Origin of the sequence: Phycicoccus sp. Root101, assembly GCF_001426245.1 — a bacterium.
GTDB lineage: Bacteria > Actinomycetota > Actinomycetes > Actinomycetales > Dermatophilaceae > Pedococcus.
The window spans coordinates 156,171-179,175 of record NZ_LMCM01000010.1 but is presented as its reverse complement, the minus strand read 5'-3'; the positions used below and the strand labels follow the sequence as shown (position 1 = coordinate 179,175).

Sequence of the window (23,005 nt, the reverse complement as noted above, 5' to 3'; positions counted from 1 at the left end):
ATTCTGCCGCACGCTACTGTTTCCATCGTAGAACTATTTCTTGGTAGAAGCGCACTGAACGTGATGGAGGAATGACGTGGCCGGCGGACATGGGTTCTCGGGGGCGGGTCGCGCCCTCGGCAGGTTGGTCGGGCCACGGGTCAAGTGGCTCGTCGTCGTGGTGGCCGTGCTGGTGTCGGCCGCGGCGTTCGCGTTCGCCGGCGAGCCGAAGGCGGTCTCGACCACCGCGGCCTCGCTGCCCGCCAGCGCCGAGGCCGCGCAGGTCACCGCCCTGCGCGAGAAGCTCCCCTCGAGCGGGGTGACTCCCGCCATCGTCGTCTACCGGGCCGCCTCGGGCGCGGTCGACACCCAGGCGGTCGAGGCCTCCGGTGACCGGGGCATCGCCGCCGTGAAGCAGTGGGCCCCCAGTGCCGCCGCCGCGGGCGGGGCCCCGACCACGGCGATCCCACCCCAGGTCTCGCAGGACAAGAGCACCGCGCTGGTCATCGTCCCCCTCAAGGCCGACCTGCCCGACGGGGCGAACTCCGAGGCGGTCACCGCCCTGCGGGCTGCCGTCCGCGACGGCCTGCCGCAGGGGCTGACCGCGACCGTCACGGGAGGACCCGCGTTCGGGGCGGACATCGGCGCGGTCTTCGACGGTGCCGACATCAAGCTGCTCGGAGCCACCGCCGGGGTCGTGGCGATCCTGCTGCTCATCACCTACCGCAGCCCGTGGCTGTGGCTCGTCCCGCTGAGCGTCGTCGGCACCGGCGACCAGGTCGCCAGCAAGGCCCTGGCCGCGCTGTCCCGGTTCACCGAGGTCAGCGCCGACGGAGCCGTCACCGGCATCACCTCGGTGCTCGTCTTCGGCGCCGGCACCAACTACGCCCTGCTCATCATCGCCCGCTACCGGGAGGAGCTGCGTCGCACCGAGGACCGGCACGAGGCGATGCGCGCCGCCCTCGGGTCCGCTGCTCCCGCGATCCTCGCCAGCGGCGGCACGGTGGTCCTCGCCCTGCTCAGCCTCGGCTTCGCCGACGACCCGTTCGCCCAGTCCCTCGGGTATGCCGGCGCGATGGGCATCGCGATCGCCCTCGCCTACGCCCTGCTCGTCCTCCCCGCCGCCATGGTGCTGTTCGGTCGGCGCCTGTTCTGGCCGTTCGTCCCGCGCGTGGGCACGTCCGACCCCAGTCACGCCGGGGTGTGGCGCCGGGTCGGCGACGTGGTCACCGGGCGGCCCGTGGTGGTCGGCCTCGCCGCCGTCGCGGTGCTGGTGACTCTGGCGCTCGGCGGGCTCGGCCTGTCGGTCGGCCAGTCCCCCAACGAGCAGTTCCTCGAGAAGCCCGAGGCGGTCGTCGGGCAGGAGCAGCTCGCGGCAGCGTTCCCGGCCGGGACGAGCGAGCCGGCGACCATCATCGCCAAGGCCTCGGCCGCCGAGGCCGTCACCACCGCCGCCCAGGGCGTCGAGGGCGTCCAGGAGGTCCGCAAGGCCGGGGGCGGAGGCGGAGGTGACCTCGTCGAGCTCAGTGCCGTCCTCGCGGCGGCGCCGGGCACCACCCAGGCCTTCGACCAGGTGCGGGCCCTGCGTACCGCCGTGCACGACGTCCCGGGCGCGAACGCCCTCGTCGGCGGTTCGGACGCCGAGGCCCTCGACGCCCGCACGACGACCGAACGCGACCGCCTGGTGCTCTTCCCCCTGATCCTCGGGATCGTCGTGCTGGTGCTGCTGCTCCTGCTGCGCTCGGTCGTGGCCGCCGTCGTCCTGGTCACCACCGTCGTCGCCACCTACGTCGCGAGCATGGGGGCGAGCTGGTTCGCGTTCCAGCACCTGCTGGACTACCCGCCGTTGGACGTCAGCACGCCGCTGCTCGCGTTCCTGTTCCTCGTGGCCCTCGGCGTCGACTACAACATCTTCCTCACCACCCGGGCCCGGGAGGAGGCTGCCGGGGGCGCGCACGCCCGCGAGGCGATCGTCAGTGCCCTCGCCGTCACCGGCGGCGTCATCACCAGCGCGGGCATCCTGCTGGCGGCGGTGTTCGCCGTCCTCGGGGTCCTGCCCCTGGTGCAGCTGGCCCAGATCGGCGTCATCGTCGGGTTCGGCGTGCTGCTCGACACGCTGCTCGTGCGGTCGGTCCTCGTGCCGGCCGTGGTCAGCCTGCTGGGCGAGCGGTTCTGGTGGCCCAGCCACCCCGCTGACCGCTGACCCACCCCGCTCCATACGAGTCGAGGTGCACGCCCCGGGATCCCCGGCGCGTGCACCTCGAACCGGCGCAGAGGTGGGGGCAGTGGCGTGGGTGAAGGGCGTCAGGTGCCGAGGCCGAGGTCGGCCACGGACTTCTCGCGCATCTCGACCTTGCGCACCTTCCCCGTCACGGTCATCGGGAACTCGTCGACGACGGTGACGTAGCGCGGGATCTTGTAGTGCGCGAGCTTGCCGGTCGAGAACTCCCGGACCGCTGCGGCATCCAGCGGCGTCGCCCCGTCCTTCATCCGGATCCAGGCGCAGAGCTCCTCGCCGTACTTCTCGTCCGGGACCCCGATGACCTGGGCGTCGAGGATGTCGGGGTGCGTGTAGAGGAACTCCTCGATCTCGCGCGGGTAGATGTTCTCGCCACCGCGGATCACCATGTCCTTGATGCGCCCGGTGATCTGGACGTAGCCGGTCTCGTCCATGACCGCGATGTCGCCGGTGTGCATCCACCCGTCGACGAGCACCTCGTCGGTCTTGTCCTGCTGCTCCCAGTAGCCGAGCATCACCGAGTAGCCCTTGGTGCAGAACTCGCCCGCCTCGCCACGGGGCAGCGTCTCCCCCGTCACCGGGTCGACGACCTTGATCTCCAGGTGCGGACCGACCCGGCCGACGGTGCCCACCTTCTGCTCGAAGGTGTCGTCGGTGCGGTTCTGCGTCGACACCGGCGACGTCTCGGTCATGCCGTAGGCGATGGTCACCTCGGTGATCCCCGACTCAATGAGCTTGGTCATCATCGTTGCAGGACAGGGAGATCCGGCCATGATCCCCGTGCGCACCGAGGACAGGTCGTATGACGCGAGGTCGGGCAGCGACCACTCCGCGATGAACATCGTGGGCACGCCGTACAGGGAGGTGCACTTCTCGTCGGCCGTCGCCCGCAGCGTCGCGGCAGGGTCGAAACCCGGTGCGGGGATGACCATCGCGGCGCCGTGCGTGGTGCACGCGAGGTTGCCCATCACCATCCCGAAGCAGTGGTAGAAGGGCACGGGGATGCAGACACGGTCGGCCTCCGTGTAGCGGCACAGCTCGCCGACGAAGTAGCCGTTGTTGAGGATGTTGCGGTGGGACAGGGTCGCCCCCTTGGGGAACCCGGTCGTGCCCGACGTGTACTGGATGTTGATCGGGTCGTGGCGGTCGAGCCCCGACTGGACCTCGGCCACCTCCTCGGCGGTGACCTCGTCGGCACGGGCCAGCAGGGCGTCCCAGCTGTCGCCCCCGAGGACGTACGACCCGACCACGTCGGCGCAGCTGTCGCGCACCTCGTCGAACATCGCCACGTAGTCGCTGGACCTGAACGACTGCGCGAGGAACAAGTGGGAGATCCCGGCCTGCTTGAGGACGAACTCGAGCTCGTGGGTGCGGTAGCTCGGGTTGATGTTGACCAGGATCGAGCCGATCTTGGCGGTGGCGTACTGCACGACCGTCCACTGTGCACAGTTCGGCGCCCAGATCCCCACCCGGTCGCCCTTGGCGACCCCGACGGCCAGCAGCGCGCGGGCGAGGCGCTCCACCGCGGCGCCGAACTCGGCATACGTCCACCGGATCCCCTGCGCCACGTCGACGAGGGCCTCCCGCTCCCCGAAGCGCGCGACGGTCGCGTCGAGGTTGTCGGGGATGGTCTGCTCGAGGAGCGGCGGTTCGGTCTCTCCCACGGCGTGCGACAGCGATGTCATGGTTGCCATCCCATCCCCTCCCGGTCCCGATCACAAGCCCGAGGGACGGTCTGTCGTCCGGCGGAAACCCGGTGTCGACGAGCGGTCACGAGCGGGTAGCGTCGCGGGCGACATGAGCACCACTCTCAAGGCCTCCGGCCTCGCCGCCGGACACGGCGCCCGCGCCCTCTTCTCCGACCTCGACCTCGTCATCGGCCCCGGCGACGTCGTCGGGCTCGTCGGTGCGAACGGGGCCGGCAAGTCGACCCTCCTGCGCCTGCTCGCGGGCGAGGCCGAACCCGAGGACGGCACGGTCACCCTGACGCCTGCGGGCGCCAGCGTCGGCCACCTGCCCCAGGAGCCCGAGCGGCGGGACGGGGAGACCGTCGCGGGGTTCATCGGACGCCGCACCGGGGTGGCAGCCGCCGAGGCCGCGATGAACGCCGCGGCCGAGGCCCTCGCCGATGCGGCGCCGGGCGCCGACGACCGCTACTCCGCCGCGCTCGAGTCGTGGCTCGCCCTCGGCGGCGCCGACCTGGACGAACGCAGTGCCGTCACCGCTGCCTCTCTCGGGCTGGGCGTCGACCTCACCACTGCGATGACCGCGCTCTCCGGCGGCCAGGCGGCCCGCGCGGGCCTCGCCGCCCTGCTGCTGTCGCGCTACGACGTGCTGCTGCTCGACGAACCCACGAACGACCTCGACCTCGACGGGCTGGAGCGGCTCGAACAGTTCGTCAGCGGCCTGCGCAGCCCCGCCGTCATCATCAGCCACGACCGGGAGTTCCTCGCCCGCACCGTGACCCGGGTCGTCGAGCTGGACCTGGCCCAGCAGCAGGTCGCGGTGTACGAGGGCGGGTACGACAGCTACCTCGCCGAGCGCGAGGTGGCCCGGCGGCACGCGCGCGAGGCCTACGAGGAGTACGCCGACACCCGGAGCGGGCTGGAGCAGCGGGCTCGGATGCAGCGCGACTGGGCCACCGTCGGCGTCAAGAACGCCCGGCGCAAGAAGGCGGACAACGACAAGTTCGTCACGGCGTTCAAGGTGGACTCCGCCGAGAAGCAGGCGGCCAAGGCGAAGCAGACCGACCGGATGCTCGAGCGGCTCGAGGTCGTCGAGGAGCCCCGCAAGGAGTGGGAGCTGCGGATGACCATCGCCGCCGCTCCGCGGTCGGGGTCGGTCGTCGCCAGCGCCTCGCGGGCCGTGGTGCGCCGCGGCGCCTTCACCCTCGGGCCGGTCGACGTCCAGGTCGACTGGGCCGACCGGGTCGTCATCACGGGCGCCAACGGTTCGGGCAAGACCACCCTCCTCGGCGTGCTGCTCGGCACCATCGCCGTCGACGAGGGCTCGGCCGGGCTCGGTTCCTCGGTGCGGCTCGGCGAGGTGGACCAGGCGCGGGCGCTCTTCCACGGACCGCAGACCCTGGCCCGTGCCTTCGGCGAGGCGCGGGCGGACTGGCCGGATGCAGAGGTCCGCACGCTCCTCGCGAAGTTCGGCCTCGGCGCGGAGCACGTGCACCGCGCGGCGGAGTCGTTGTCACCGGGCGAACGCACCCGCGCGGCTCTCGCCCTGCTCCAGGCACGCGAGGTCAACCTGCTCGTCCTCGACGAGCCGACCAACCACCTCGACCTGCCCGCGATCGAGCAGCTCGAGCAGGCCCTGGACTCCTTCGGCGGCACCGTGCTGCTCGTGACCCACGACCGGCGGATGCTCGCCGACGTGAACGCCACCCGCCGCTGGCACGTCGAGGACGGCCGCCTCACCGAGATCTGAGACGCCGAGCAGAGGGAGTGGGCGAGACCGGACCGACGGACCGACGGACCGACGGACCGGCTGCCGACGGACCCGGGGCGACCTAGCCGATGAAGAGGTCGGGCGCGAGCCCCTCGTCCTTGCCCGTCATCGAGTAGGGCGCGAAGTCGGCCACGCCGCGCGAGCGCAACAGGTCCTCGTCGATGATCGTCTGCCCGTTCAGTCCCTGGCCGGGGGTGCGCAGGATCTCGTAGGCCGCGTCGGCCACGATCTCGGGACGGCGGGCCATCTTGACCATCTGGTCCCCGCCGGGCAGGTTGCCGATCGCGTCGGTGGCGACCAGGGTCGCCGGCCACAGGCAGGTCGACGAGACACCCTTGCGGCCGAGCTCGTGGGCGAACCCCAGTGCTGCCAGCGTCATCCCGTACTTCGCCATCGTGTACCCGGGGTGACCGGCGAGCCAGCGCGGCTCGAGGTTGATGGGCGGGCTGAGGGTCAGCACCTTGGGGTCGGGCGAGGCGAGCAGGTGCGGGATCGCCGCCTTGGTCAGCATGAACGTCCCGCGCACGTTGACGTCCTGCATGAGGTCGTACCGCTTGGGGTCGAGGTCGGCGGTCGGGCTGAGGTTGAGGACGCTGGCGTTGTTGACGACCACGTCGATCCCGCCGAACTGTGCCGCGGTCTTCTCGACCGCGGCAGCGATGGTCTCGTCGTCGCGGATGTCGCCCACGATCGGCAGCGCCTGCCCACCCGCCTTCTCGATCGCGGCGGCGGCGGTGTGGATCGTGCCCGCGAGGCGCGGGTCGGGCTGGTCGGTCTTGGCGATGATGGCGATGTTGGCGCCCGCCTGGGCGGCCCGGATCGCGATCGCGAGGCCGATGCCCCGACTGCCGCCGGACATGATGATCGTGGTCCCGCTCAACACCTTCGTCATGGCCCGAACACTAGTTACCCGCTGGTAGCGAAGGAACCCGCGGGACGAGTGGGTCTCGTCACGCGGGGACCACCTGAGTGAGCGCGAACTGTCGGCATCCGGGCGGGATACCGACAGTTCGTGCTCACCGAGCCGCCGAGCTGGGGCGGCGCCGCCGGCTAGGAGCGGTCGGCGCGCGCCGCGAGACCGTTCGCGAGCTCGCTGGTGCGCCCCGCCTCGAGCCGTGCCCGGGCGACGATGGCCTCGGCCTCGGCGTGCGCCGCTGCGACGACCCGGTCGGCGGCCGCCTGCGTGCTGCGCAGGAGGGTGAACTCCAGGTCGTGCAGGACGTCCGCGGCCCGCTGCTGCGAGTGGCGTCCGGCTGCCGGGGCCTCGAGCTGCCGGATCACGGACTCCAGCCCGGTGTGGAACTGGCCCAGGGCCGCGTCCACGTCCCGGCCGAGACCGAGGAGCAGGTCACGGGCGGCGGTGATGGCCTCGTCACCGGCGTCGACCCGGCCGCGGACCTCGTCCTGGGCGCTGGTGAGGACGTCGAGCGCCGCCAGCGCGGTGAGCTCGTGCGAGTCGGACGGCAGCTCGGAGGCGAGCGCACGCTCGGCCCGGACCTCGGTGCGGCGGTCGGCCGAGACGGGGTCACCGTGCCGGTCGACCCGCGTCGTCCCCGACCGCGGGGCCCCCTCGACCCCGCGGTCGGCCACGTCCCCACGGTCCGACTCGGCGTCGACCACGCGGCCCGCCTCGGTGTCCGCGTCGGTGTCGACGAGGGCATCGGCGTCGGTCCCGGTGTCGGCCTCGAGCGCCTCGGTGAGGGCCGGGGCCCCGGTACCGGTCGTGGCAGCGACAGCCGCCTCGTCACCCATGGACACGGTGGTGCGCAGCGGCACCTCCTTGATGAACAGCACCGCGACCAGGGCCACGACCGAGACCACGGCGGCGATGAGGAAGATGTGACCGGTCGCGTCGCCGTACGCCGCACGGACGATCTGGGCGACGGGCGCGGGCATCTCCTTGAGGTTCAGGGTCCCGCTGCTGGAGCCGCCGGCCGCGGCGGCCTGGGGACCGAGCTTGGCGAGCCCGTCGCGGATGTCGCCGGTCACCTGCGTGGCCAGCACCGCGCCGAGGGCCGAGACGCCGACCGCGCCACCGAGGGTGCGGAAGAAGGCGATCGTGGCGGAGGCGGCACCGACGTCGCGGACGTCGACGGTGTTCTGGACGGCCAGGACGAGGTTCTGCATCATCGCGCCGAGCCCGAAGCCCATGAGGGCCATCGCCAGGCCGATGTGCCACATCGGGGTGAGGTGGTCGATCGTCCCGAGCCAGGCGAGGCCGGCCACGAGGAAGAACGAGCCGCCGACGATGAACTTCTTCCAGCGACCGGTCCGGCTGATGATCTGTCCGGCGCCCGTCGAGGACACGAGCAGCGCCGCCATCAGCGGGATGGTGAGCAGACCGGCCTTGGTCGGGGTGTAGCCGCGCGAGATCTGGAAGTACTGCGTGAGGAAGGTCGTGCCACCGAACATCGCGATGCCGACGGCGGCGCTGGCCAGGACGACGAGCCCCGCGGTGCGGTTCTTGAGGACCTTGAGCGGGACCATCGGCTCCTTGGCCCGGCTCTCCACCACGAGGGTGAGCGCGAGGGCCACGGCGGTGCCGACGAGGAAGTACGCGGTCTGGAGCGACCACCACGGGAAGTCGTTGCCCGCGAAGGTGATCCACAGCAGCGGCAGCGACGCCGTGATGGCGATGAGGACCGCGCCGAGGTAGTCGATCTTCGGGTTCCGCTTGATGGTGGGCACGTGCAGCGTCGCCTGGAGGATGAACAGGGCGATGACGGCGAGCGGGATGCAGACGAAGAACGTCCAGCGCCAGCCGAGCGAGCTGTCGACGATGACACCGCCGAGCAGCGGGCCGCTGACGGTGGAGACGGCCATGACGGCGCCCATGTAGCCGGAGTACCGACCGCGCTGTCGCGGGGCGATGATCGCGCCCATGATCGACTGGGTCAGGGCGGTGAGCCCTCCCATGCCGAGGCCCTGCACGACGCGGCAGGCGATGAGGAACCCGACGCTCTGCGACAGGCCGGCCCCGATCGAGCCGATGACGAAGATGACGAGGGACAGCTGGACCAGCAGCTTCTTGCTGAACAGGTCGGAGAACTTGCCCCAGATGGGGGTGCTCACCGTCGTCGCGAGCAGCGAGGCGGTGATGACCCACGTGTACTGGTGCTGGGTGCCGTTGAGGTCACCGATGATCGTCGGGAGGGCCGTGGAGACGATGGTGCTGCTGAGCAGCGCGGTGAACAGACCGGCGAGGAGGCCGGTCATGGCCTCGAGGATCTGCTTGTGGCTCATCTCGTCGGCGGCGGGGTGCACGGTCGCGGCGGGCGCGGGCGGTGCGGAGACGGTGGTTGCTGACATCAGTGGCTTTCCTGGCGGTTCTCGGGGGTGGGCTGGAGGGGAGTGGTGGCGTGCGTGGGCCGCAGGCTGGGAGCGAGCCCGGTATGGCGCGGCCCGCCTTGGTCGGCAGCGCGCAGGAGCGCCCGCTCGAGGTGGCCGAGGGTCTGCGGCATCCGGCGGACCTCCTCCGGGGGGACGTCGACCAGGGCGCCACCGAGGAGCTCGGCGTACTCCCGCTGGATCGCGGCCAGCTGCTCGCGACCCTCGGGGGTGAGGATGATGTGGCACGAGCGGGCGTCGGCCTCGTCGCGACGTCGCGTGACGAGGCCGTCCTCCTCGAGCCTGGGCAGCACGCGGCTGACGACCGAGGGGGCCACACCGGCGGCGACCGCGAGGTCGCCGGGGCGGGCCTGCTCGTCCTCGGCGTGAGCGAGGGCCTTGAGGACGGCCAACGGTGTGCCCGACGCGCCGAGCTGGTCGTGTCGCTGGCGGGCGACGGCGCGGCTGGCGCGGATCAGGCTGGCGAGGGCGGCGATGACCTCATCGGGGTGGTCGGGCCCGGATGTCCCGACAGGCTTGGTCGCGAGGGTGGAGACCACGACAACTCCTTTGGTTGCAGAACACAACTGTATATCTACATGGTTGCGCTATGCAACTTGATTCCGACGAGGTCCTCGCCGGGAGCGCGCGCCGAAGCCGCCCGTGCTGCCGGGACGGCGGGGACGGGTGGCCGGCCGAAGGCAGCCGAGACGGGTGGCCGGCTCAGACGGCGGTGTCGTTGAGCAGGCGCAGGAGGCGCGCGAGCTCGGCGATGTCCTGCGTCTCCCAGGTGGTGAGCTGCTGGCGCAGCCGTTCCCTGCGCCCCTCGAACGACTCCTCGAGGGCCCGCGAGCCCTCCGCCGTGAGGCGGACCTGACGGGCCCGGGCGTCCAGCGGGTCGGGGATGCGCTCGATCAGGCCGAGCTCCTCGAGCACCGCGAGGTTGCGGCTCATCGTCGACTTGTGCAGCCCGAGGACGTCGGAGATGTCGCCGCCCCGCGCACCCCCGCCGGCCTCGGCCAGGTCGCGGACGGTGACGAGCACGGCATACCCGGAGGCGTCCAGGTCCGGGTGGACCTGGGAGGCGGTCCGCTGCTGGGAGCTGCGGGCCCGGCGCAGCAGCCTCGTGAGCTCGACCTCGAGCTCGCCGAGGGGGGTCCGGGGTGACATGGCCGAAGCCTAGGGGTGAGAGCCTCCCTCGGGGAGCCCTTCCAGGCCGTACCCGCGGCGCAGGGGCCTCGAGCCCGTGTCAGGGTGGGACCGTGCACGGACGGCAGCGGTTCCACGGTCGGATCGCGGGGGTGGGCAGCACCTCCGGGGTCCGGGTCGTCGTGGGCCGCTGGGACCGGTCCCCGATGGGGGCGTTCGCGGACGTCATGCTCGAGCAGCCGGACGGCCACCGCGTGCTCCTCGCCCCGGACACCGCCGTGGCGGCGTTCGTGTCCGACACCTACGTGTTCGACGAGGTGGTGGTCACCGGGGTCGACGTCTCCCCCGTTGCGGGAGGCATGGGCCAGGGCTGGGCGGTGACGGCCGGCGAGCTGCGGCTCTCCTTCACGCTCGGGAGACGGGCGCCCCTCGGGTGGGCGCTGCGCGCCCTACCGACGCCCGTGGCCTCGAGCACCGCCTTCGCCACTGCCGCCGACCCCGTGGCCCGCACCCTCCTGCGCGGCGTGAGCACCCGCGGACAGGCCCGGTCCGGACGACGTGAGTGGTACGGGGCGCTCGACCTGCACCGCGTCACCTCGCTGACCGGGTCGTGGCGCGGCACCGACCTGGGCGAGCTGGCCCCGGTGGACCCACCCTGCCGGTTCGGCTTCTCGTCCACGCCGCGCGCGCCCGGGGTCACCTCGGTCGTGACCACCGTCGAGGTCCTGGCCGGGTAGGGCCCTCAGAGGACGACGGCGGCGCCCATCGCCACGGTGCGGTCCTCGGGGAGGTGGAAGTACTCGGTCGGGGACGCCGCGTTGTGCGCGAGGCCGACGAACAGCCGCTTGCGCCAGGTCCGCATCTCATTGCCCTGGCCGCGCTGGATGCTGATCCGGGACAGGAAGTAGTAGGCCTCGGCGGGGTCGATGTCGATCAGGCCCAGGTCCCGGGCGCGGGCCATGGCCTGCGGCACGTCCTGGTCCTCCTGGAAGCCGAAGCTCACCGTGAGGTGGTCGATCGCGTCGTACGGGTCGCCGAGCGGGTCGACCTCGAACCGGTCGGCCTCGGCGACGACCGGGACGTTGGCCGAGCGGGTGGTCAGGATGAGGACGTGCTCGTGCAGCACGTGGTTCACCGTCGCGTTCTCCCGCAGGGCGAGCGGGGTCGTGTCCTTGTCGACGTGCAGGAAGACCGCGCTGCCGGGCACCTGGGTCACCGGGTCCGTGCCCAGCCACTCCACGAAGGGCGCCAACGGCCCCTCCATCTCCACCCTGCGCTGGGTGACGAGCGTGCGCCCGCGCTGCCAGGTGAGCATGACCGTCGCGACGACCACGGCGACGAGGATCGGCAACCAGCCGCCATGGACGACCTTGGTGAGGTTGGCGGCGAAGTAGGTCAGCTCGAGCACCGCCAGGGGGATGCCCAGCAGGAGCAGCCGGCCGCGGCTCCAGCCCCACGCCGACTCGGCGAGGAGCAGGAAGAGGGTCGTCGTGATGAGGAACGTCCCGGTCACCGCCAGCCCGTATGCCGTGGCGAGCCTCGCCGAGGACTGGAAGGTCACGAGCAGGATGAGGACGCCGACGAAGAGGGTCCAGTTCACAGCCGGGACGTAGATCTGGCCCCGCTCGACCTTCGAGGTGTGACGGACCGTCAGACGCGGGAGGAAGCCGAGGCGTTCGGCCTGGCGGGACACCGAGTACGCACCGGAGATGACGGCCTGCGAGGCGATCACGGTCGCCAGCGTGGCCAGGACCACGAGCGGGATCTGCGCCCAGTCCGGGGCCATGAGGAAGAACGGACTGCGTGCCGACGTCGGCTCCTCGAGCAGGAGGGCTCCCTGGCCGAGGTAGTTGAGGGTGAGGCAGGGGAAGACGACGAAGAACCACGCCCGGCGGATCGGTGAGCGGCCGAAGTGGCCCATGTCGGCATACAGGGCCTCGGCACCGGTGATGGAGAGCACGACCGCACCCATCGCCACGAAGGCGACGAACGGCCGGTCCACCACGAAGAGCAGGGCGTAGGAGGGCGACAGGCCGCGCAGGATCGCAGGGTCACGCGCCACCTGACCGATGCCGAGCACCCCGAGGACGGCGAACCAGAGCACCATCACCGGCCCGAAGAACCGTCCGACGAGCTGGGTCCCGAACCGCTGGACCACGAACAGCCCGGTGATGATGACCGCGCCCAGCGGGACCACGAGGTGGCCGAGGCCGGGCGCCGGCACCGCGAGGCCCTCGATCGCCGACATCACCGAGATGGCCGGGGTGATGACGCTGTCGCCGTAGAAGAGGGACGCGCCGAGCACGCCGAGCACCATGACCAGGCCGAACCTGCGTCCCCCGGGCCGCACCGACTGACGCGCCAGGGCGGCGAGCGCCATGACGCCGCCCTCGCCGTCGTTGTCGGCGCGCAGGATGAACACGACGTACTTGACGCTGACGACGAGCGTGATCGACCAGAAGACGAGGGAGATCACCCCGTAGACGTCGCCGGGGGTGGTCTCCACGGCGTTGTGGTCGATCGAGAACACGGTCTGCACCGCGTAGAGAGGGCTGGTGCCGATGTCGCCGAAGACCACGCCCAGGGCGCCGAGGGCCAACGGCACCCAGCCCTTGCGCCTGCCGAACTCGTCGTTGCTCACGAGCGATGATCCTCGCACGCCGCGTGGTGGGAACTGGAAGACTGGTCGCGTGCGCCGAATCACCCAGTCCCGCAAGCTCCACCAGGTCCGCTACGACGTCCGCGGGCCGATCCTCGTCGAGGCCCAGCGCCTCGAGGCCGAGGGGCACAAGATCCTCAAGCTGAACATCGGCAACCCGGCCCCGTTCGGGTTCGAGGCGCCGGAGGCCGTGCTGCAGGACATGGTCCACCACCTGCCGAACTCCCAGGGCTACAGCGACTCCCGCGGCATCTACTCGGCCCGGACGGCGGTGGCGCACTACTACCAGTCACGCGGCCTCACCGACACGCACGTCGACGACGTCTTCATCGGCAACGGTGTGTCCGAGCTGATCTCCATGGTGCTCACCGCGTTCGTCGACGACGGCAACGAGATCCTCGTCCCCGCGCCCGACTACCCCCTGTGGACCGGCGCGGTCACGCTGGCCGGCGGGACACCCGTCCACTACCGCTGCGACGAGTCGAACGGCTGGAACCCCGACCTCGAGGACATCGAGTCGAAGATCACGCCGAACACCCACGCCCTGGTCGTCATCAACCCGAACAACCCGACCGGCGCCGTCTACGGCGAGGACGTCGTGCGCGGGCTGGTCGACATCGCCCGCCGCCACGACCTCGTCCTGCTGTCCGACGAGATCTACGAGAAGATCCTGTTCGCCGACGCCAACCACCAGCCGGTGCACCACCACACCGCGACACATGCCGGCGACGACGTCCTCTGCCTGACCTTCAGCGGGCTGTCCAAGGCCTACCGGGTGTGCGGCTTCCGCGCCGGCTGGGTCATGGTCTCCGGGCCGAAGGCGATGGCCGCCGACTTCCTCGAGGGCCTGACCCTGCTGGCCAACATGCGCATGTGCGCCAACGTCCCCGGCCAGCACGCGATCCAGACCGCCCTGGGTGGCTACCAGTCGATCGAGGAGTACATCCACCCCGGCGGCCGGTTCTACGAGCAGAGCAAGACGGCCTGGCGCCTGCTCAACGAGATCCCCGGTGTCTCCTGCGTCGAGCCGCACGGCGCCCTCTACTGCTTCCCCCGGCTCGACCCCGAGGTCTACGCCATCGAGGACGACCAGCAGTTCGTCATCGAGCTGCTGCGGGAGAAGAAGATCCTCGTCACCCACGGCACCGGCTTCAACTGGTTCGAGCCGGACCACTTCCGCCTCGTCACCCTCCCCGACGTGGAGGTGCTCACCGAGGCGATCGGCCGGATCGCGGAGTTCCTCGAGACCCGGCGCGCCTGAGGGGTCTCAGAGGTTGCCGGCGAGCTCCCGGATCCTGCGGATCGCGTCGTTGACGTTGTTCGGCGCCGAGGACGCCAGCGCCTCCTTGACCAGGCCCTCCCAGGCGTCCTGACCGGTGCCGAGCAGGTGCTTGTACTCGTCCTGCATGTTGATGAGCCGGATCCGCTCACCCAGCGTCAGGCCCTCACCGCCGGGCATCGCCTTGATCCGCTCGGCCCACTTGAGGTTCCGTGAGGGGATGTCGCCCCACTTGAGCTCGGGGTGGTTCGGCACGGAGTAGCGGTCGCCGAGGAAGCGCGGGATGTCGTTGAGGATGTCCTTGAGTCCGCTGGTCAGCTCGTCGAGCGAGTGGACCGAGCTCTTCAGGCCCTTGAGCTTGGGCCCGATCTCCGCGACGAGGGCGGAGACGCGGCTGGTCGCCTGGTGGATGACGAGCGGGGTGGCCGCACCGAGGGTGATGACGAGCTCGGCGACGTAGCTGCACAGCGCCCCGACGATCTGGGCGAGGGCGTCACGCACCAGCCCGTGGACCAGCTGGACGAGGCCGGCCGCGCCGACGAACCCGTACGAGATGGCGTGCGCCCCGTTGCTCACCAGGCCGTACTTGTCGGTCATGTCCTTCACGTGCTTGCGGTAGGACTCCAGGGCCTCGCCCTGCATGTGCCCCATCTGGGCCTCGGCGTGCCGGGCGTAGTCGGCCTTGATGCGGTCGAGCTCGTTGCGGACGTTGCTCCAGGTCTCGGAGAAGGCGGCGACCTCCTCGGGGTTGCCCGTCAGCTCGTCGAACCAGTCCTTGATGGGGTTCAGGTGGTCGATGACCCATCCGATGCCGGCAGCGAACAGGCTGCCGAGCGGGTCGGAGACGGTGGCGTAGATGTCGACGCCGACGGCGCCGGCCGACAGGGCCTGGTCCACCCACGAGTCGCCGTTGATCGACTCGCACAGGGTCATGCCCGAGTCGAGCAGCCCGGCGCCGGAGTGCCAGGACCGTTCGCCGGGAGTGGCGACGAGGCCGCTCACCGGTAGCCCCGCATGCGGGCGTCGACGTTGCCGTCGGTCGTCTCGGCGTTGGTGGCGAGCTGGCGCAGGTTGGTGCCGGTCTCGCCGAGGTCGGACGCCAGGCCCTCGATGGCCATCCGCCCGGCTGTGGCGACGACGGCGGCGATCCCCGCCAGCGCGACGTTCATCAGGCCGAACGCCTCGGCCGACATCGTGGTCGAGACCGCCGAGCTCGCCTGGCTGGTGCGGGAGCGCAAGGACTCCACGGATGAGGCGTGGGCGCGGACGCCGTCGGCCTCGAGATCGATACGCATGGACAAGCGCCCCCTTTGACCTGATTCCCCCTGTGGACGGCACGATGCTAGGGCGTCTCCCGCCCGGTTCGCCATGGGGAGCGCTCCCCGGGCCCGTCATGGCTAGGGTGAGCGACATGACCGCTTTGGCCCCCTTCGCCACCGACGACTCGGGTGTCACGCTCTTCGTCTGGCTCGCCCGGCTCTTCCTGCTCGTCGTGGCGGTCCTGCTCGTCGCCGTCCTGGCGTGGCTGTTCTGGCTCTTCCCGGTGCGCGTCGCCAAGGAGGCGGTGCGCGCCCGACGGCTCGGTGACTGGTGGGCGCCGTTCACCCCGCGTGAGGACGGCCGCTACGGCCCGCTCGCCGAGAACCGCTGGTGGTCGGTCTTCCGTGCCCCAGAGCGACGCGAGCCCAGCGACCTGGCGTGGCGCTGGGCCGCCTGGGCGTTCGTCGCCGTGGCCCTGACGCTGGGTGTCCTGCGCGGCCTGCAGCAGGCGGTCCTGCTGGTCGCCGGCGGGTGGTCCTGAGGCCGGTCAGCGGCCCCAGGTGACGTGCGTGCCCTCATCCGGGGGCAGCACCCTCGCCGTGCCGGGGAACCGCGTCTCCAGCGAGGCCGACACGGTGGCGGCGTCGTCGGAGTCCTCACCGAAGGCCTCGCGAGCCGAGGCCCGGATCTGCTCGGCGAGGTCTCGCTGCGCCGCGCCGATCGCCTCCAGCACGCGACGGGAGACCTCCTCGCCACCGTCCCTGGCCGAGCGGTCCGGGACCTTGAGGTCCGTCAGCGCACCGCTGGAGGCAACCACGGCAGCCACGCCCTCGTGCTCGCCCTCGCCCGAGAGAGCGGTCAACGACTCGCGCCAGGCGAGCGCCGTGCGGGTCCGCGCGGCCAGGGCGTCGAGCTGCATCGGGGTGGGGGGCGGGTCGCCGGGAACCCAGCGCGAGATCTCGGGTCCGGTGCTCACCAGGTGCCCCCTCGGGTGTCGCGGGGACCTGCCGGGGGTGCGTCCGGGTGTGCGGTGACGTTGTCGGCCGCGACCTCCTCGGCGAAGTGCCGGGTGGCTGCGGAGTCGGCGCCCCATGTGGCAGCACTGCTCTCGGCCGCCTTGCGACGCACCTCGTCCTGGGCCTGCGCGGTGGCCGACAGCACGGCATACGCCACCGTCTGTCCGCCGCGGGCGGCCACGGCGTCGGTGACCGACAGGCCGGTGACCATGCCCTGCAGGTCCACCTCGACCCTCACTCCGCCGCGCTCGGCGGTGCCGGTCCCGGTGATGCGTTCGACCTCGTGCACCCACGCGTCGGCCTTGGCCGCCCGGTCGTGGGCGCCCGCGATGTCCTCGTCGATCTGCCTCAGCGAGGTCTCGAGGTCGCGAGAGCTGCGACGGTCCTGTGCGCTGTTCCCCTCAGTCACGTGCACCACCCTAGCCACGCTTTGCCAGACTGTGCGGCGTGAACCCGGCCCGCACCGCACCGACGCCGACGCTGCTCGCCGTCGTCGCCGCGGGTGGGGCGCTGGGTTCCCTCGGCCGGTATGCCGCCGGGCTGGCCCTGCCGCACGTCACCGGTGACTTCCCGTGGGCGACGTTCCTCGTCAACGTCACCGGCTCGTTCGCGATGGGCCTGCTGGTCGCGTGGGTGCTGTCGATGACCGACCCGCACCCGGCCCTGCGGCCCTTCCTCGGCGTGGGGGTCCTCGGGGGCTGGACCACGTTCTCCTCCTTCGCGCTCGACGTGCACGCGATGGGAGGTGCCGGGCGCCCCGGCCTCGCCCTGGCCTACGTCCTCGCGTCGTTCCTCCTCGGCCTGGTGGCCGTCGGCCTCGGGCTGGGGGTGGGGCAGCGCGTCCTCGGTGACCTCCGGTGACGGGTGTCGCCGGTGCCCTGCTGGTGGCGGCGGGGGCGGTCGTCGGGGCACCGCTGCGCTTCCTGGTCGACCGTTGGGCCCGGGCCCGCTCCGACGCCGGCACCATCCTCGGGACGCTGGTCGTCAACGTCGTCGGTTCCCTGGTCCTGGGCCTGGTCGCCGGGTGGGCCACGGCGCCCCCCTGGGTGATGCCGTTGGTGGGCATCGGGTTCTGCGGCGCCCTGACGACGTTCTCGACGCTGGCCTTCGAGACCTGGGTGTTCCTCGAGCGACGCGAGTGGCGACCGTTCGCCGCGAACCTCACCCTGTCGCTGGGACTCGGCCTCGCGGCAGTCTGGCTCGGCTGGGTCCTCGGCACGCAGCTCTGACCCGGCCGAGCCGTCCGCCTCAGCCCTGCTGGTGGTGGTCGTCGTCGGTCGGCTCCGGGGCGGTCGCGAGCCCGGCGGTGGCCGGGAAGGCGCGGGCCGCCAGTCCGGCGAGCACCATCAGGCCCGCGACGATGCACAGGGCCACCTGGAACGCCGGGCCGAACAGCTCCGACGGGACCCGTGAGGACCCTGCGTCGACGACCGAGAAGAACACCGTGCCGATCACGGCCACCCCCACGGCGTTCGCGAGCTGGCCGGTGGTGCTGAACAGCCCCGACGCCGAACCCGCGTGCTCGACCGGGACGTCGGCCAGTGTGAAGGCGCCCACCGGCGCGACCATCAGGCCGAACCCTGCTCCCGACACCATCAACCCCGGCAGGAACGCCCAGGTCGACGTCGACGCGTCGGCACCGTGCACCGTGGCTGCCATGACCAGCGCGCCGACGGCCCAGGTGGCGCCACCGAGCATGAGCACCCTGCGCCCGATGCGTGGTCCGAGGACGGCAACACCGAGTCCTGCGGTGACCGTGGTCGTCAGGGCGAACGGGAGCCCGGCGAGACCAGCCTTGAGCACCGACCACCCCAGGCCGGCCTGGAAGTAGATCGTCTGGGCGATGAACAGGGCCCCCATCGCGGCGAACATGAAGGTGTAGACACCCGAACCGGCGGCGAACGCGCGACCGCGGTACAGGCTGAGCGCCACGAGCGGCTCACGACCGCTGGACTCGGACCGGCGCTGGACGGACACGAAGGCGACGAGCCCCACGACGCCGACCGCCATCACGGCATACACCCAGGCGGGCCAACCCAGCTCGCGTCCCATGGTGAGCGGGTAGAGGACGGCGAGCAGCGACCCGGCGAGCAGGGCGACGCCGCGGGCATCGAGTCGGGGACGGGTGACCGCCACCGACTCCGGCACCCAGCGCAGGGCGGCAACGACGGCGAACACCCCGACGGGGACGTTGACGAGGAAGATCGAGCGCCACCCGATGCCCAGGATGTCCGCCTCCGTCAGGAGCGCCCCCACGACCGGTCCGGCGACGGCCGCGGTACCGGCGAGGCCGGTGAACAGGCCCATGGCCTTCGCGCGCTCGTGCGGGGCGTACATCACCTGGATGCTCGAGAGCACCTGCGGGATCATCGCCGCGGAGGCGAGGCCCTGCAGCGCCCGGAACACGACGAGTGCCTCCGGCGTCGGGGCCAGCCCGCACGCCGCGGAGAGCACGGTGAACCCCACCAGGCCCGCGACGAACATCCGCTTGCGCCCGAGGAGGTCCCCGAGCCTGCTCCCGGTGATCAGGCCCACCGCGAACGCGAGCGGGTAGGCCGCGACCATCCACTGGAGCTGGGAGGCGGTGGCCCCCAGCCCGCTCTCGATCGTCGGGAGGGCGACGTTGACGATGGTGTTGTCGAGCAGCTCCATCGTCGATGCCAGGAACAGGCTGAGCAGGGCGATGGTGCGGGCCCGGCCCACGGGAAGCGCGCTGCGGGCGATGACGCCCTCGAGGGCCGGCGGGTCGAGCTCGGTCGGCTCCGGCCGGGTGGTGGCTGTCGCGGTCATGGTCGTCTCCTTGACGGTCGTGGTCGAGGTCTTCGTCCACCACGCTAGGGAGACTTCCGGCCACTTCCTGACCGCTTTGTGGGTCATGCTGGATCCATGGCCAACACCAGCTCCCGCACCCTGCGACTGCTGTCGCTGCTGCAGACGCACCGCTTCTGGGCCGGACCGGACCTCGCAGGCCGGCTCGAGGTCTCCGAGCGCACGCTGCGCCGCGACGTCGAACGACTCCGCGAGCTGGGGTATCCCGTCGACTCCGTCCGCGGCATCGAGGGTGGGTACCAGCTCGGCGCCGGGGCGACGATGCCGCCGCTCACCGTCGAGGAGGACGAGGCCATCGCCATGGTCGTGGCCCTCAACGGGGCCGCACAGCTCACCGCCGGCCCGCTGGCCGAGGCCTCCGTCAGCGCCCTGTCGAAGGTCGTCCAGGTGCTGCCGCCGAAGCTGCGTCGCCGCGCCGAGGCGTTGCGGGCCGTCACCGACGACTCGCCCTTCGCCGAGGCTCCGACCGTCCACGCCGACGTGCTCGCGACGGTGGCGCAGGCCACCCGCGACACCGAGCGGGTCCGGTTCACCTACCAGGCGCGTGGTGGCGTGGGTGCGGGCGAACCCGTCCGGCGGCACGTCGAACCGCACCGCCTCGTCACGGTGGGTCGGCGGTGGTACCTGCTGGCCTACGACCTCGACCGGCAGGACTGGCGGTCGTTCCGGCTCGACCGCCTCAGCGAACCATCCGGGACCCGCGCCCGGTTCCGCGCCCGTGAGGTCCCCGGGGGTGACGCAGCGGCATACGTGCGGAAGGGGCTGTCCCGCAACGAGATCGGCAACTCGCTCCGCGTCCTGGTCCACGCGCCGAAGGGGGCCGTCGAGGAGCAGATCTCCCGATGGGCCACGGTGACCGCCGTGGACGCGCACTCCTGCCGGGTCGAGATGGACGGGCGGCAGGCGAGGTGGGCGGCATTCGGTCTCGGGGTGCTCGAGGCACCGTTCACGATCGAGGAGGCCTCCCCGGAGGTGCACGAGCTCCTCGCGCGGTGGGGGGAACGGTTCACCGCGGCGACCGCTGGCAGCCGTCGCTGACACCCCTCGCTGACACACTCGGACCATGACGAAGACGTGGCAGCTGACGGTGGACTGTGCGGACACCGGGCGAGTGGTCGAGTTCTGGTGCGCCGCACTGGGTTACGTGCCCGAGCCCGCACCACAGGGGTGGTCGAGCTGGTTGGAGTACTGGCTCGCGGCGGGGATCCCGGAGGAGGACCTCGTCGGCGCCGAGAACGGCAGCGGCGCGATCCTCGATCCCGAGGGCGTCCTCCCGCGCATCTGGTTCCAGGAGGTGCCCGAGGGCAAGACCGTGAAGAACCGGCTCCACATCGACGTGCGTCACACGCCGGGTCGCGACGCGATGCCGTATGCCGAGCGGCGCGCGAGCCTCGAGGCGGAGGTCGAGCGGCTGGTCGCCCTCGGGGCGAGCATCGCCCGCGTCAACGCCCCCGAGGGTGCCGACTACTTCGCGGTGACGCTGCACGACCCCGAGGGCAACGAGTTCTGCATCAGCTGACTCGCCTCACCCGGCTCAGTGCCGGGGTGCGGACCGGCGCTCGCGGATCTTCTTCCTGGCCAGCGGCAGGCCGACGACGGCGAGCAGCTTCCAGACGATCCAGCCGAGGACGGTGAACAGGTTGCGCTTGGGGCGGCTCATGGAGGTCCTTTCGAGGTACGTGGGTGGCATGACAGTTCGTTGCATGACAGGTGGCATGACAGTCGTGGCATGACAGGTGGCATGACAACGGCCTGCCGCCGTCCGTGACGTCGGCAGGCCGTTGATCGAGCAGTCAGCCCTTGAAGACGTCCTTGACGTCCTCGCCGGTCTTCTTGACCTTGGCCTCGGCCTGGTCGGCCTGGCCCTCGGCCTCGAGGCGCTCGTTGTTGGTGGCGTCGCCGATGGCCTCCTTGGCCTTGCCGGTGAGGTCCTGGGCGGCGTTCTTGGCCTTGTCTGCGATTCCCATGAGGGGTCCCTCTCTCTTCGTTGGTCCTGGCCGCGGGATTCGGGTCAGGAGTCTGGGTGGTGCGGGTTGCCTGGTCCGCGTCAACGGAGTCGGCGTGCGGTCCGTTCCGGTCGGGCGACCCTGACGCGGTAGCGGGCCGGGACGGTCCCGTCGGTGGCTCGGGCCAGCTCGGCCCCGACCTCGGCGATGGCCGTGCGGACGTGCCCGAGGTCGGCACGGGAGTCGACAGTGGCCGTCACCTCGACGGCGCCCGACGCCCTGCCGCCCAGGGCGGCGCCCTTGGCGGAGCGGACCGAGGGAGCCTCGGCGAGCCGGTCCGCCGTGGCGGACGCGAGCGCATCGAGGTCGATGCGCAGCCGTCCCTCGGGACCGGACCCGGCGAGGGGGTGCGTGGCGAGCTTGCGCGACGGGGCGTGGGCACCGATCCAGCGCAGGGCGACCAGGGCCAGCAGCACTGCCGCCGCGCCGAGCGCCCAGGGCCACCACCCCTGCTCCGGGAGATCGGTCGCCCACGCGGCATCGAGCTTCGTGGGCAGCTGGGCGACGAGGTCGAGCTGCCACGCGATGCCCGCGACGCCGACCACCACGAGCACGAGCCCGACGACCAGGACCACGACGCGGTCGACCGCGGCGGCGAGGCGGGTCATGAGGCACCTCCGGTGGTCGACGTCTTGATGGACAGGGACGGAGTCGGTGAGAGCTCGGAGAGGGCACGCTCGACCTGCGAGCGGACGTCGGCGACGACCGGGGACGTGTCCTGTGCCGTCGTGGTCACGCGGACCCGCACGCCTCTGCGGCTGGTGGAGGCCCGGGCGTCGAGGACGCCGTCGGCGGTCAGGGCGGCCGTCTGCGCGAGGCGGGCCGTGTCCGACCGGTCGACCCAGATGGCCCCGCTGGTGCCGAGCTCGACGTCGCGCCTCGGCCTCGGCCTCAGGGCCGCGACGACCAGCCACAGTCCGACCAGCGCGACGACGACCCCGACCGGGACCATCCACGCCTGCGGCTGCAACCCGTCGACGGCACCGAGCGCCGCCGTGGTCCAGGGGCGACCGGTGACGGCCCCGGCGATGACGAGCGTGTCGCGGCCCAGCACCGCGGCGAGCGCGAGCAGCAGCACGGCGAGGAGCACGGCGATGCCAGCCGCTGGAGGCGCGCCTGCAGGTTGCAGCGGTGCGCGCGGCTCCACCTGCTGTGGCCCGGTGGTCGCCGAGGACTCGGCGCTGGTCCAGCCCTGACTGATCGGACTGCTCATTCGACCCTCCTCGGAGGTCTCCCCGCCGAGGCGGGGAGGATCTGGCTGATGGTCACGTCGACCGCGTCGACGGTCAGGCCGAGCAGGTCCACGAGGGCGGAACCGACCGCCTCGCGCACCGCGTCGGCGGTGGCCGCCAACGGTGTCGGCCAGGTCACCGCCAGCTCGAGGCTGGCGCGTACCCGGTCACCGGCGCGGTCCGCGTCGACCCGTGGGTAGTCGCGGTGCGTCACGACGTCGAGACCGCTGGAGTGGCGCAGGACGCCCGGTACGCCGAGCGCCGCACGCTCGCAGACGTGCTGGACCACGGCATCGCGCAGGACCAGCGCGCCGCGCGTCGCAGGGTCGTCCACCGCTGCCACGGAGGTGTCCGGCGTCCTCTCGCGAACCGCAGCGGTGCTCGGGTCAGCCACGGCCGCGACCGCGGAACAGGCCGCTGAGGTCGAGCTCGCCGTCACGCTGGCCGCCCAGGAGGTACCCGACGATCCCGAGGACCAGGGCGATGAGGAAGCCGGTGAAGCCGCCCGCGGCAGCGGCGATGCCGAGCAGCAGGCCGGCGAGGAGGCCGACGGTGGAGGTGGTCATGGTGCACT

At 71.8% G+C, this 23,005-nt stretch carries 26 protein-coding genes; 9 read left to right on the top strand and 17 right to left on the bottom strand.

Annotation, left to right across the window (positions count from 1 at the left end; genetic code table 11):
* Positions 1-76: 76 nt before the first annotated feature.
* The gene (locus ASC58_RS17735; RefSeq protein ID WP_200947866.1) at positions 77-2,182 is read left to right on the top strand and encodes an MMPL family transporter; all 2,106 of its coding nucleotides are present in this window, start codon (positions 77-79) and stop codon (positions 2,180-2,182) included.
* A gap of 101 nt (positions 2,183-2,283) precedes the next feature.
* Here ASC58_RS17735 and ASC58_RS17730 read toward each other — a convergent pair whose 3' ends face one another.
* Positions 2,284-3,912 carry an AMP-binding protein gene (locus ASC58_RS17730; protein ID WP_056920225.1) on the bottom strand — a complete coding sequence of 543 codons (1,629 nt, stop codon included), beginning with the start codon at positions 3,910-3,912 and terminating at the stop codon, positions 2,284-2,286.
* A 103-nt stretch (positions 3,913-4,015) separates the two neighbouring features.
* On the opposite strand from ASC58_RS17730, the gene ASC58_RS17725 reads away from it, so the two are divergent.
* Complete coding sequence (locus tag ASC58_RS17725) at positions 4,016-5,653, top strand: ABC-F family ATP-binding cassette domain-containing protein (protein WP_056920224.1); 1,638 nt, start codon at positions 4,016-4,018, stop codon at positions 5,651-5,653.
* Positions 5,654-5,735: 82 nt separating this feature from the next.
* On the opposite strand, the gene ASC58_RS17720 is transcribed toward ASC58_RS17725, so the two are convergent.
* From ASC58_RS17720 to ASC58_RS17705, 4 genes are all read right to left on the bottom strand, one after another.
* Positions 5,736-6,566, bottom strand: coding sequence for an NAD(P)-dependent oxidoreductase (locus tag ASC58_RS17720; RefSeq protein ID WP_056915880.1), 831 nt, complete (start codon positions 6,564-6,566; stop codon positions 5,736-5,738).
* 158 nt (positions 6,567-6,724) lie between these two features.
* On the bottom strand, positions 6,725-8,983 hold the full coding sequence (locus ASC58_RS17715; protein WP_235529305.1) for an MDR family MFS transporter: 2,259 nt from the start codon (positions 8,981-8,983) through the stop codon (positions 6,725-6,727).
* Positions 8,983-9,561: a MarR family winged helix-turn-helix transcriptional regulator gene (locus tag ASC58_RS17710; protein ID WP_056920223.1), complete on the bottom strand. Its 579-nt coding sequence runs from the start codon at positions 9,559-9,561 to the stop codon at positions 8,983-8,985. The genes ASC58_RS17715 and ASC58_RS17710 overlap by 1 nt, the downstream gene beginning before the upstream one ends.
* A gap of 163 nt (positions 9,562-9,724) precedes the next feature.
* A complete protein-coding gene (locus ASC58_RS17705; protein ID WP_056915882.1) occupies positions 9,725-10,171 on the bottom strand; it encodes a MarR family winged helix-turn-helix transcriptional regulator in 447 nt (148 codons plus the stop codon).
* A gap of 92 nt (positions 10,172-10,263) precedes the next feature.
* Here ASC58_RS17705 and ASC58_RS17700 point away from each other — a divergent pair, with 92 nt between their 5' ends.
* Positions 10,264-10,887, top strand: a complete 624-nt coding sequence (locus ASC58_RS17700; RefSeq protein WP_056920222.1) for a hypothetical protein — start codon at positions 10,264-10,266, stop codon at positions 10,885-10,887.
* Positions 10,888-10,892: 5 nt separating this feature from the next.
* Here ASC58_RS17700 and ASC58_RS17695 read toward each other — a convergent pair whose 3' ends face one another.
* Positions 10,893-12,791, bottom strand: a complete 1,899-nt coding sequence (locus ASC58_RS17695) for a potassium transporter Kup (protein ID WP_056920221.1) — start codon at positions 12,789-12,791, stop codon at positions 10,893-10,895.
* Positions 12,792-12,840: 49 nt separating this feature from the next.
* On the opposite strand from ASC58_RS17695, the gene ASC58_RS17690 reads away from it, so the two are divergent.
* Complete coding sequence (locus ASC58_RS17690) at positions 12,841-14,070, top strand: pyridoxal phosphate-dependent aminotransferase (protein ID WP_056915884.1); 1,230 nt, start codon at positions 12,841-12,843, stop codon at positions 14,068-14,070.
* Between the two features lie 6 nt (positions 14,071-14,076).
* Here the strand turns inward: ASC58_RS17690 and ASC58_RS17685 are convergent, their stop codons facing one another.
* The gene (locus tag ASC58_RS17685; RefSeq protein ID WP_056915885.1) at positions 14,077-15,090 is read right to left on the bottom strand and encodes a hypothetical protein; all 1,014 of its coding nucleotides are present in this window, start codon (positions 15,088-15,090) and stop codon (positions 14,077-14,079) included.
* Complete coding sequence (locus tag ASC58_RS17680) at positions 15,087-15,383, bottom strand: hypothetical protein (RefSeq protein WP_056915886.1); 297 nt, start codon at positions 15,381-15,383, stop codon at positions 15,087-15,089. The genes ASC58_RS17685 and ASC58_RS17680 overlap by 4 nt, the downstream gene beginning before the upstream one ends.
* A 116-nt stretch (positions 15,384-15,499) precedes the next feature.
* On the opposite strand from ASC58_RS17680, the gene ASC58_RS17675 reads away from it, so the two are divergent.
* Positions 15,500-15,889: a hypothetical protein gene (locus ASC58_RS17675; protein ID WP_056915887.1), complete on the top strand. Its 390-nt coding sequence runs from the start codon at positions 15,500-15,502 to the stop codon at positions 15,887-15,889.
* 6 nt (positions 15,890-15,895) lie between these two features.
* On the opposite strand, the gene ASC58_RS17670 is transcribed toward ASC58_RS17675, so the two are convergent.
* Positions 15,896-16,324, bottom strand: a complete 429-nt coding sequence (locus ASC58_RS17670) for a hypothetical protein (protein ID WP_056915888.1) — start codon at positions 16,322-16,324, stop codon at positions 15,896-15,898.
* The gene (locus tag ASC58_RS17665; RefSeq protein ID WP_056920220.1) at positions 16,321-16,773 is read right to left on the bottom strand and encodes a YbaB/EbfC family nucleoid-associated protein; all 453 of its coding nucleotides are present in this window, start codon (positions 16,771-16,773) and stop codon (positions 16,321-16,323) included. Before ASC58_RS17665 ends, ASC58_RS17670 begins: the two co-directional genes overlap by 4 nt.
* Positions 16,774-16,811: 38 nt before the next feature.
* On the opposite strand from ASC58_RS17665, the gene crcB reads away from it, so the two are divergent.
* Together crcB and ASC58_RS17655 are read left to right on the top strand one after the other, a co-directional pair.
* Positions 16,812-17,225: a fluoride efflux transporter CrcB gene (crcB, locus tag ASC58_RS17660; RefSeq protein WP_162246874.1), complete on the top strand. Its 414-nt coding sequence runs from the start codon at positions 16,812-16,814 to the stop codon at positions 17,223-17,225.
* Positions 17,222-17,593, top strand: coding sequence for a CrcB family protein (locus ASC58_RS17655; protein WP_056920219.1), 372 nt, complete (start codon positions 17,222-17,224; stop codon positions 17,591-17,593). The genes crcB and ASC58_RS17655 overlap by 4 nt, the downstream gene beginning before the upstream one ends.
* A gap of 19 nt (positions 17,594-17,612) precedes the next feature.
* Here ASC58_RS17655 and ASC58_RS17650 read toward each other — a convergent pair whose 3' ends face one another.
* Positions 17,613-19,154, bottom strand: a complete 1,542-nt coding sequence (locus tag ASC58_RS17650; protein ID WP_082553470.1) for an MFS transporter — start codon at positions 19,152-19,154, stop codon at positions 17,613-17,615.
* A gap of 96 nt (positions 19,155-19,250) precedes the next feature.
* On the opposite strand from ASC58_RS17650, the gene ASC58_RS17645 reads away from it, so the two are divergent.
* Entirely contained in the window at positions 19,251-20,231 is a 981-nt protein-coding gene (locus ASC58_RS17645; protein WP_056920218.1) for a YafY family protein, read from the top strand.
* A 25-nt stretch (positions 20,232-20,256) separates the two neighbouring features.
* Positions 20,257-20,712: a VOC family protein gene (locus ASC58_RS17640; RefSeq protein ID WP_056920217.1), complete on the top strand. Its 456-nt coding sequence runs from the start codon at positions 20,257-20,259 to the stop codon at positions 20,710-20,712.
* Positions 20,713-20,727: 15 nt separating this feature from the next.
* Here ASC58_RS17640 and ASC58_RS21835 read toward each other — a convergent pair whose 3' ends face one another.
* The 6 genes from ASC58_RS21835 to ASC58_RS17620 all read right to left on the bottom strand — a co-directional run bounded on the left by ASC58_RS21835 (position 20,728) and on the right by ASC58_RS17620 (position 22,997).
* A complete protein-coding gene (locus ASC58_RS21835; protein ID WP_255353309.1) occupies positions 20,728-20,853 on the bottom strand; it encodes a hypothetical protein in 126 nt (41 codons plus the stop codon).
* A gap of 133 nt (positions 20,854-20,986) precedes the next feature.
* Positions 20,987-21,160, bottom strand: a complete 174-nt coding sequence (locus ASC58_RS20775) for a CsbD family protein (RefSeq protein ID WP_082553430.1) — start codon at positions 21,158-21,160, stop codon at positions 20,987-20,989.
* Between the two features lie 80 nt (positions 21,161-21,240).
* On the bottom strand, positions 21,241-21,807 hold the full coding sequence (locus ASC58_RS17635; protein WP_056915894.1) for a hypothetical protein: 567 nt from the start codon (positions 21,805-21,807) through the stop codon (positions 21,241-21,243).
* Positions 21,804-22,412, bottom strand: a complete 609-nt coding sequence (locus tag ASC58_RS17630; RefSeq protein ID WP_056915895.1) for a DUF6286 domain-containing protein — start codon at positions 22,410-22,412, stop codon at positions 21,804-21,806. The genes ASC58_RS17635 and ASC58_RS17630 overlap by 4 nt, the downstream gene beginning before the upstream one ends.
* Entirely contained in the window at positions 22,409-22,825 is a 417-nt protein-coding gene (locus ASC58_RS17625; protein ID WP_162246873.1) for an Asp23/Gls24 family envelope stress response protein, read from the bottom strand. Before ASC58_RS17625 ends, ASC58_RS17630 begins: the two co-directional genes overlap by 4 nt.
* Positions 22,818-22,997 (bottom strand): hypothetical protein, encoded by a 180-nt coding sequence (locus ASC58_RS17620; protein ID WP_056915897.1) that lies wholly within the window; start codon positions 22,995-22,997, stop codon positions 22,818-22,820. Before ASC58_RS17620 ends, ASC58_RS17625 begins: the two co-directional genes overlap by 8 nt.
* Positions 22,998-23,005: the final 8 nt, after the last annotated feature.

Coding starts and splice junctions, on each gene's coding strand:
- ASC58_RS17675 (WP_056915887.1), top strand. CDS start 15,500: ATGACCGCTTTGGCCCCCTTCGCCACCGACGACTCGGGTGTCACGCTC.
- ASC58_RS20775 (WP_082553430.1), bottom strand. CDS start 21,160: ATGGGAATCGCAGACAAGGCCAAGAACGCCGCCCAGGACCTCACCGGC.
- ASC58_RS21835 (WP_255353309.1), bottom strand. CDS start 20,853: ATGAGCCGCCCCAAGCGCAACCTGTTCACCGTCCTCGGCTGGATCGTC.
- ASC58_RS17630 (WP_056915895.1), bottom strand. CDS start 22,412: ATGAGCAGTCCGATCAGTCAGGGCTGGACCAGCGCCGAGTCCTCGGCG.
- ASC58_RS17705 (WP_056915882.1), bottom strand. CDS start 10,171: ATGTCACCCCGGACCCCCCTCGGCGAGCTCGAGGTCGAGCTCACGAGG.
- ASC58_RS17720 (WP_056915880.1), bottom strand. CDS start 6,566: ATGACGAAGGTGTTGAGCGGGACCACGATCATCATGTCCGGCGGCAGT.
- ASC58_RS17715 (WP_235529305.1), bottom strand. CDS start 8,983: ATGTCAGCAACCACCGTCTCCGCACCGCCCGCGCCCGCCGCGACCGTG.
- ASC58_RS17635 (WP_056915894.1), bottom strand. CDS start 21,807: ATGACCCGCCTCGCCGCCGCGGTCGACCGCGTCGTGGTCCTGGTCGTC.
- ASC58_RS17650 (WP_082553470.1), bottom strand. CDS start 19,154: ATGACCGCGACAGCCACCACCCGGCCGGAGCCGACCGAGCTCGACCCG.
- ASC58_RS17730 (WP_056920225.1), bottom strand. CDS start 3,912: ATGGCAACCATGACATCGCTGTCGCACGCCGTGGGAGAGACCGAACCG.
- ASC58_RS17680 (WP_056915886.1), bottom strand. CDS start 15,383: ATGCGTATCGATCTCGAGGCCGACGGCGTCCGCGCCCACGCCTCATCC.
- ASC58_RS17645 (WP_056920218.1), top strand. CDS start 19,251: ATGGCCAACACCAGCTCCCGCACCCTGCGACTGCTGTCGCTGCTGCAG.
- ASC58_RS17620 (WP_056915897.1), bottom strand. CDS start 22,997: ATGACCACCTCCACCGTCGGCCTCCTCGCCGGCCTGCTGCTCGGCATC.
- ASC58_RS17640 (WP_056920217.1), top strand. CDS start 20,257: ATGACGAAGACGTGGCAGCTGACGGTGGACTGTGCGGACACCGGGCGA.
- ASC58_RS17725 (WP_056920224.1), top strand. CDS start 4,016: ATGAGCACCACTCTCAAGGCCTCCGGCCTCGCCGCCGGACACGGCGCC.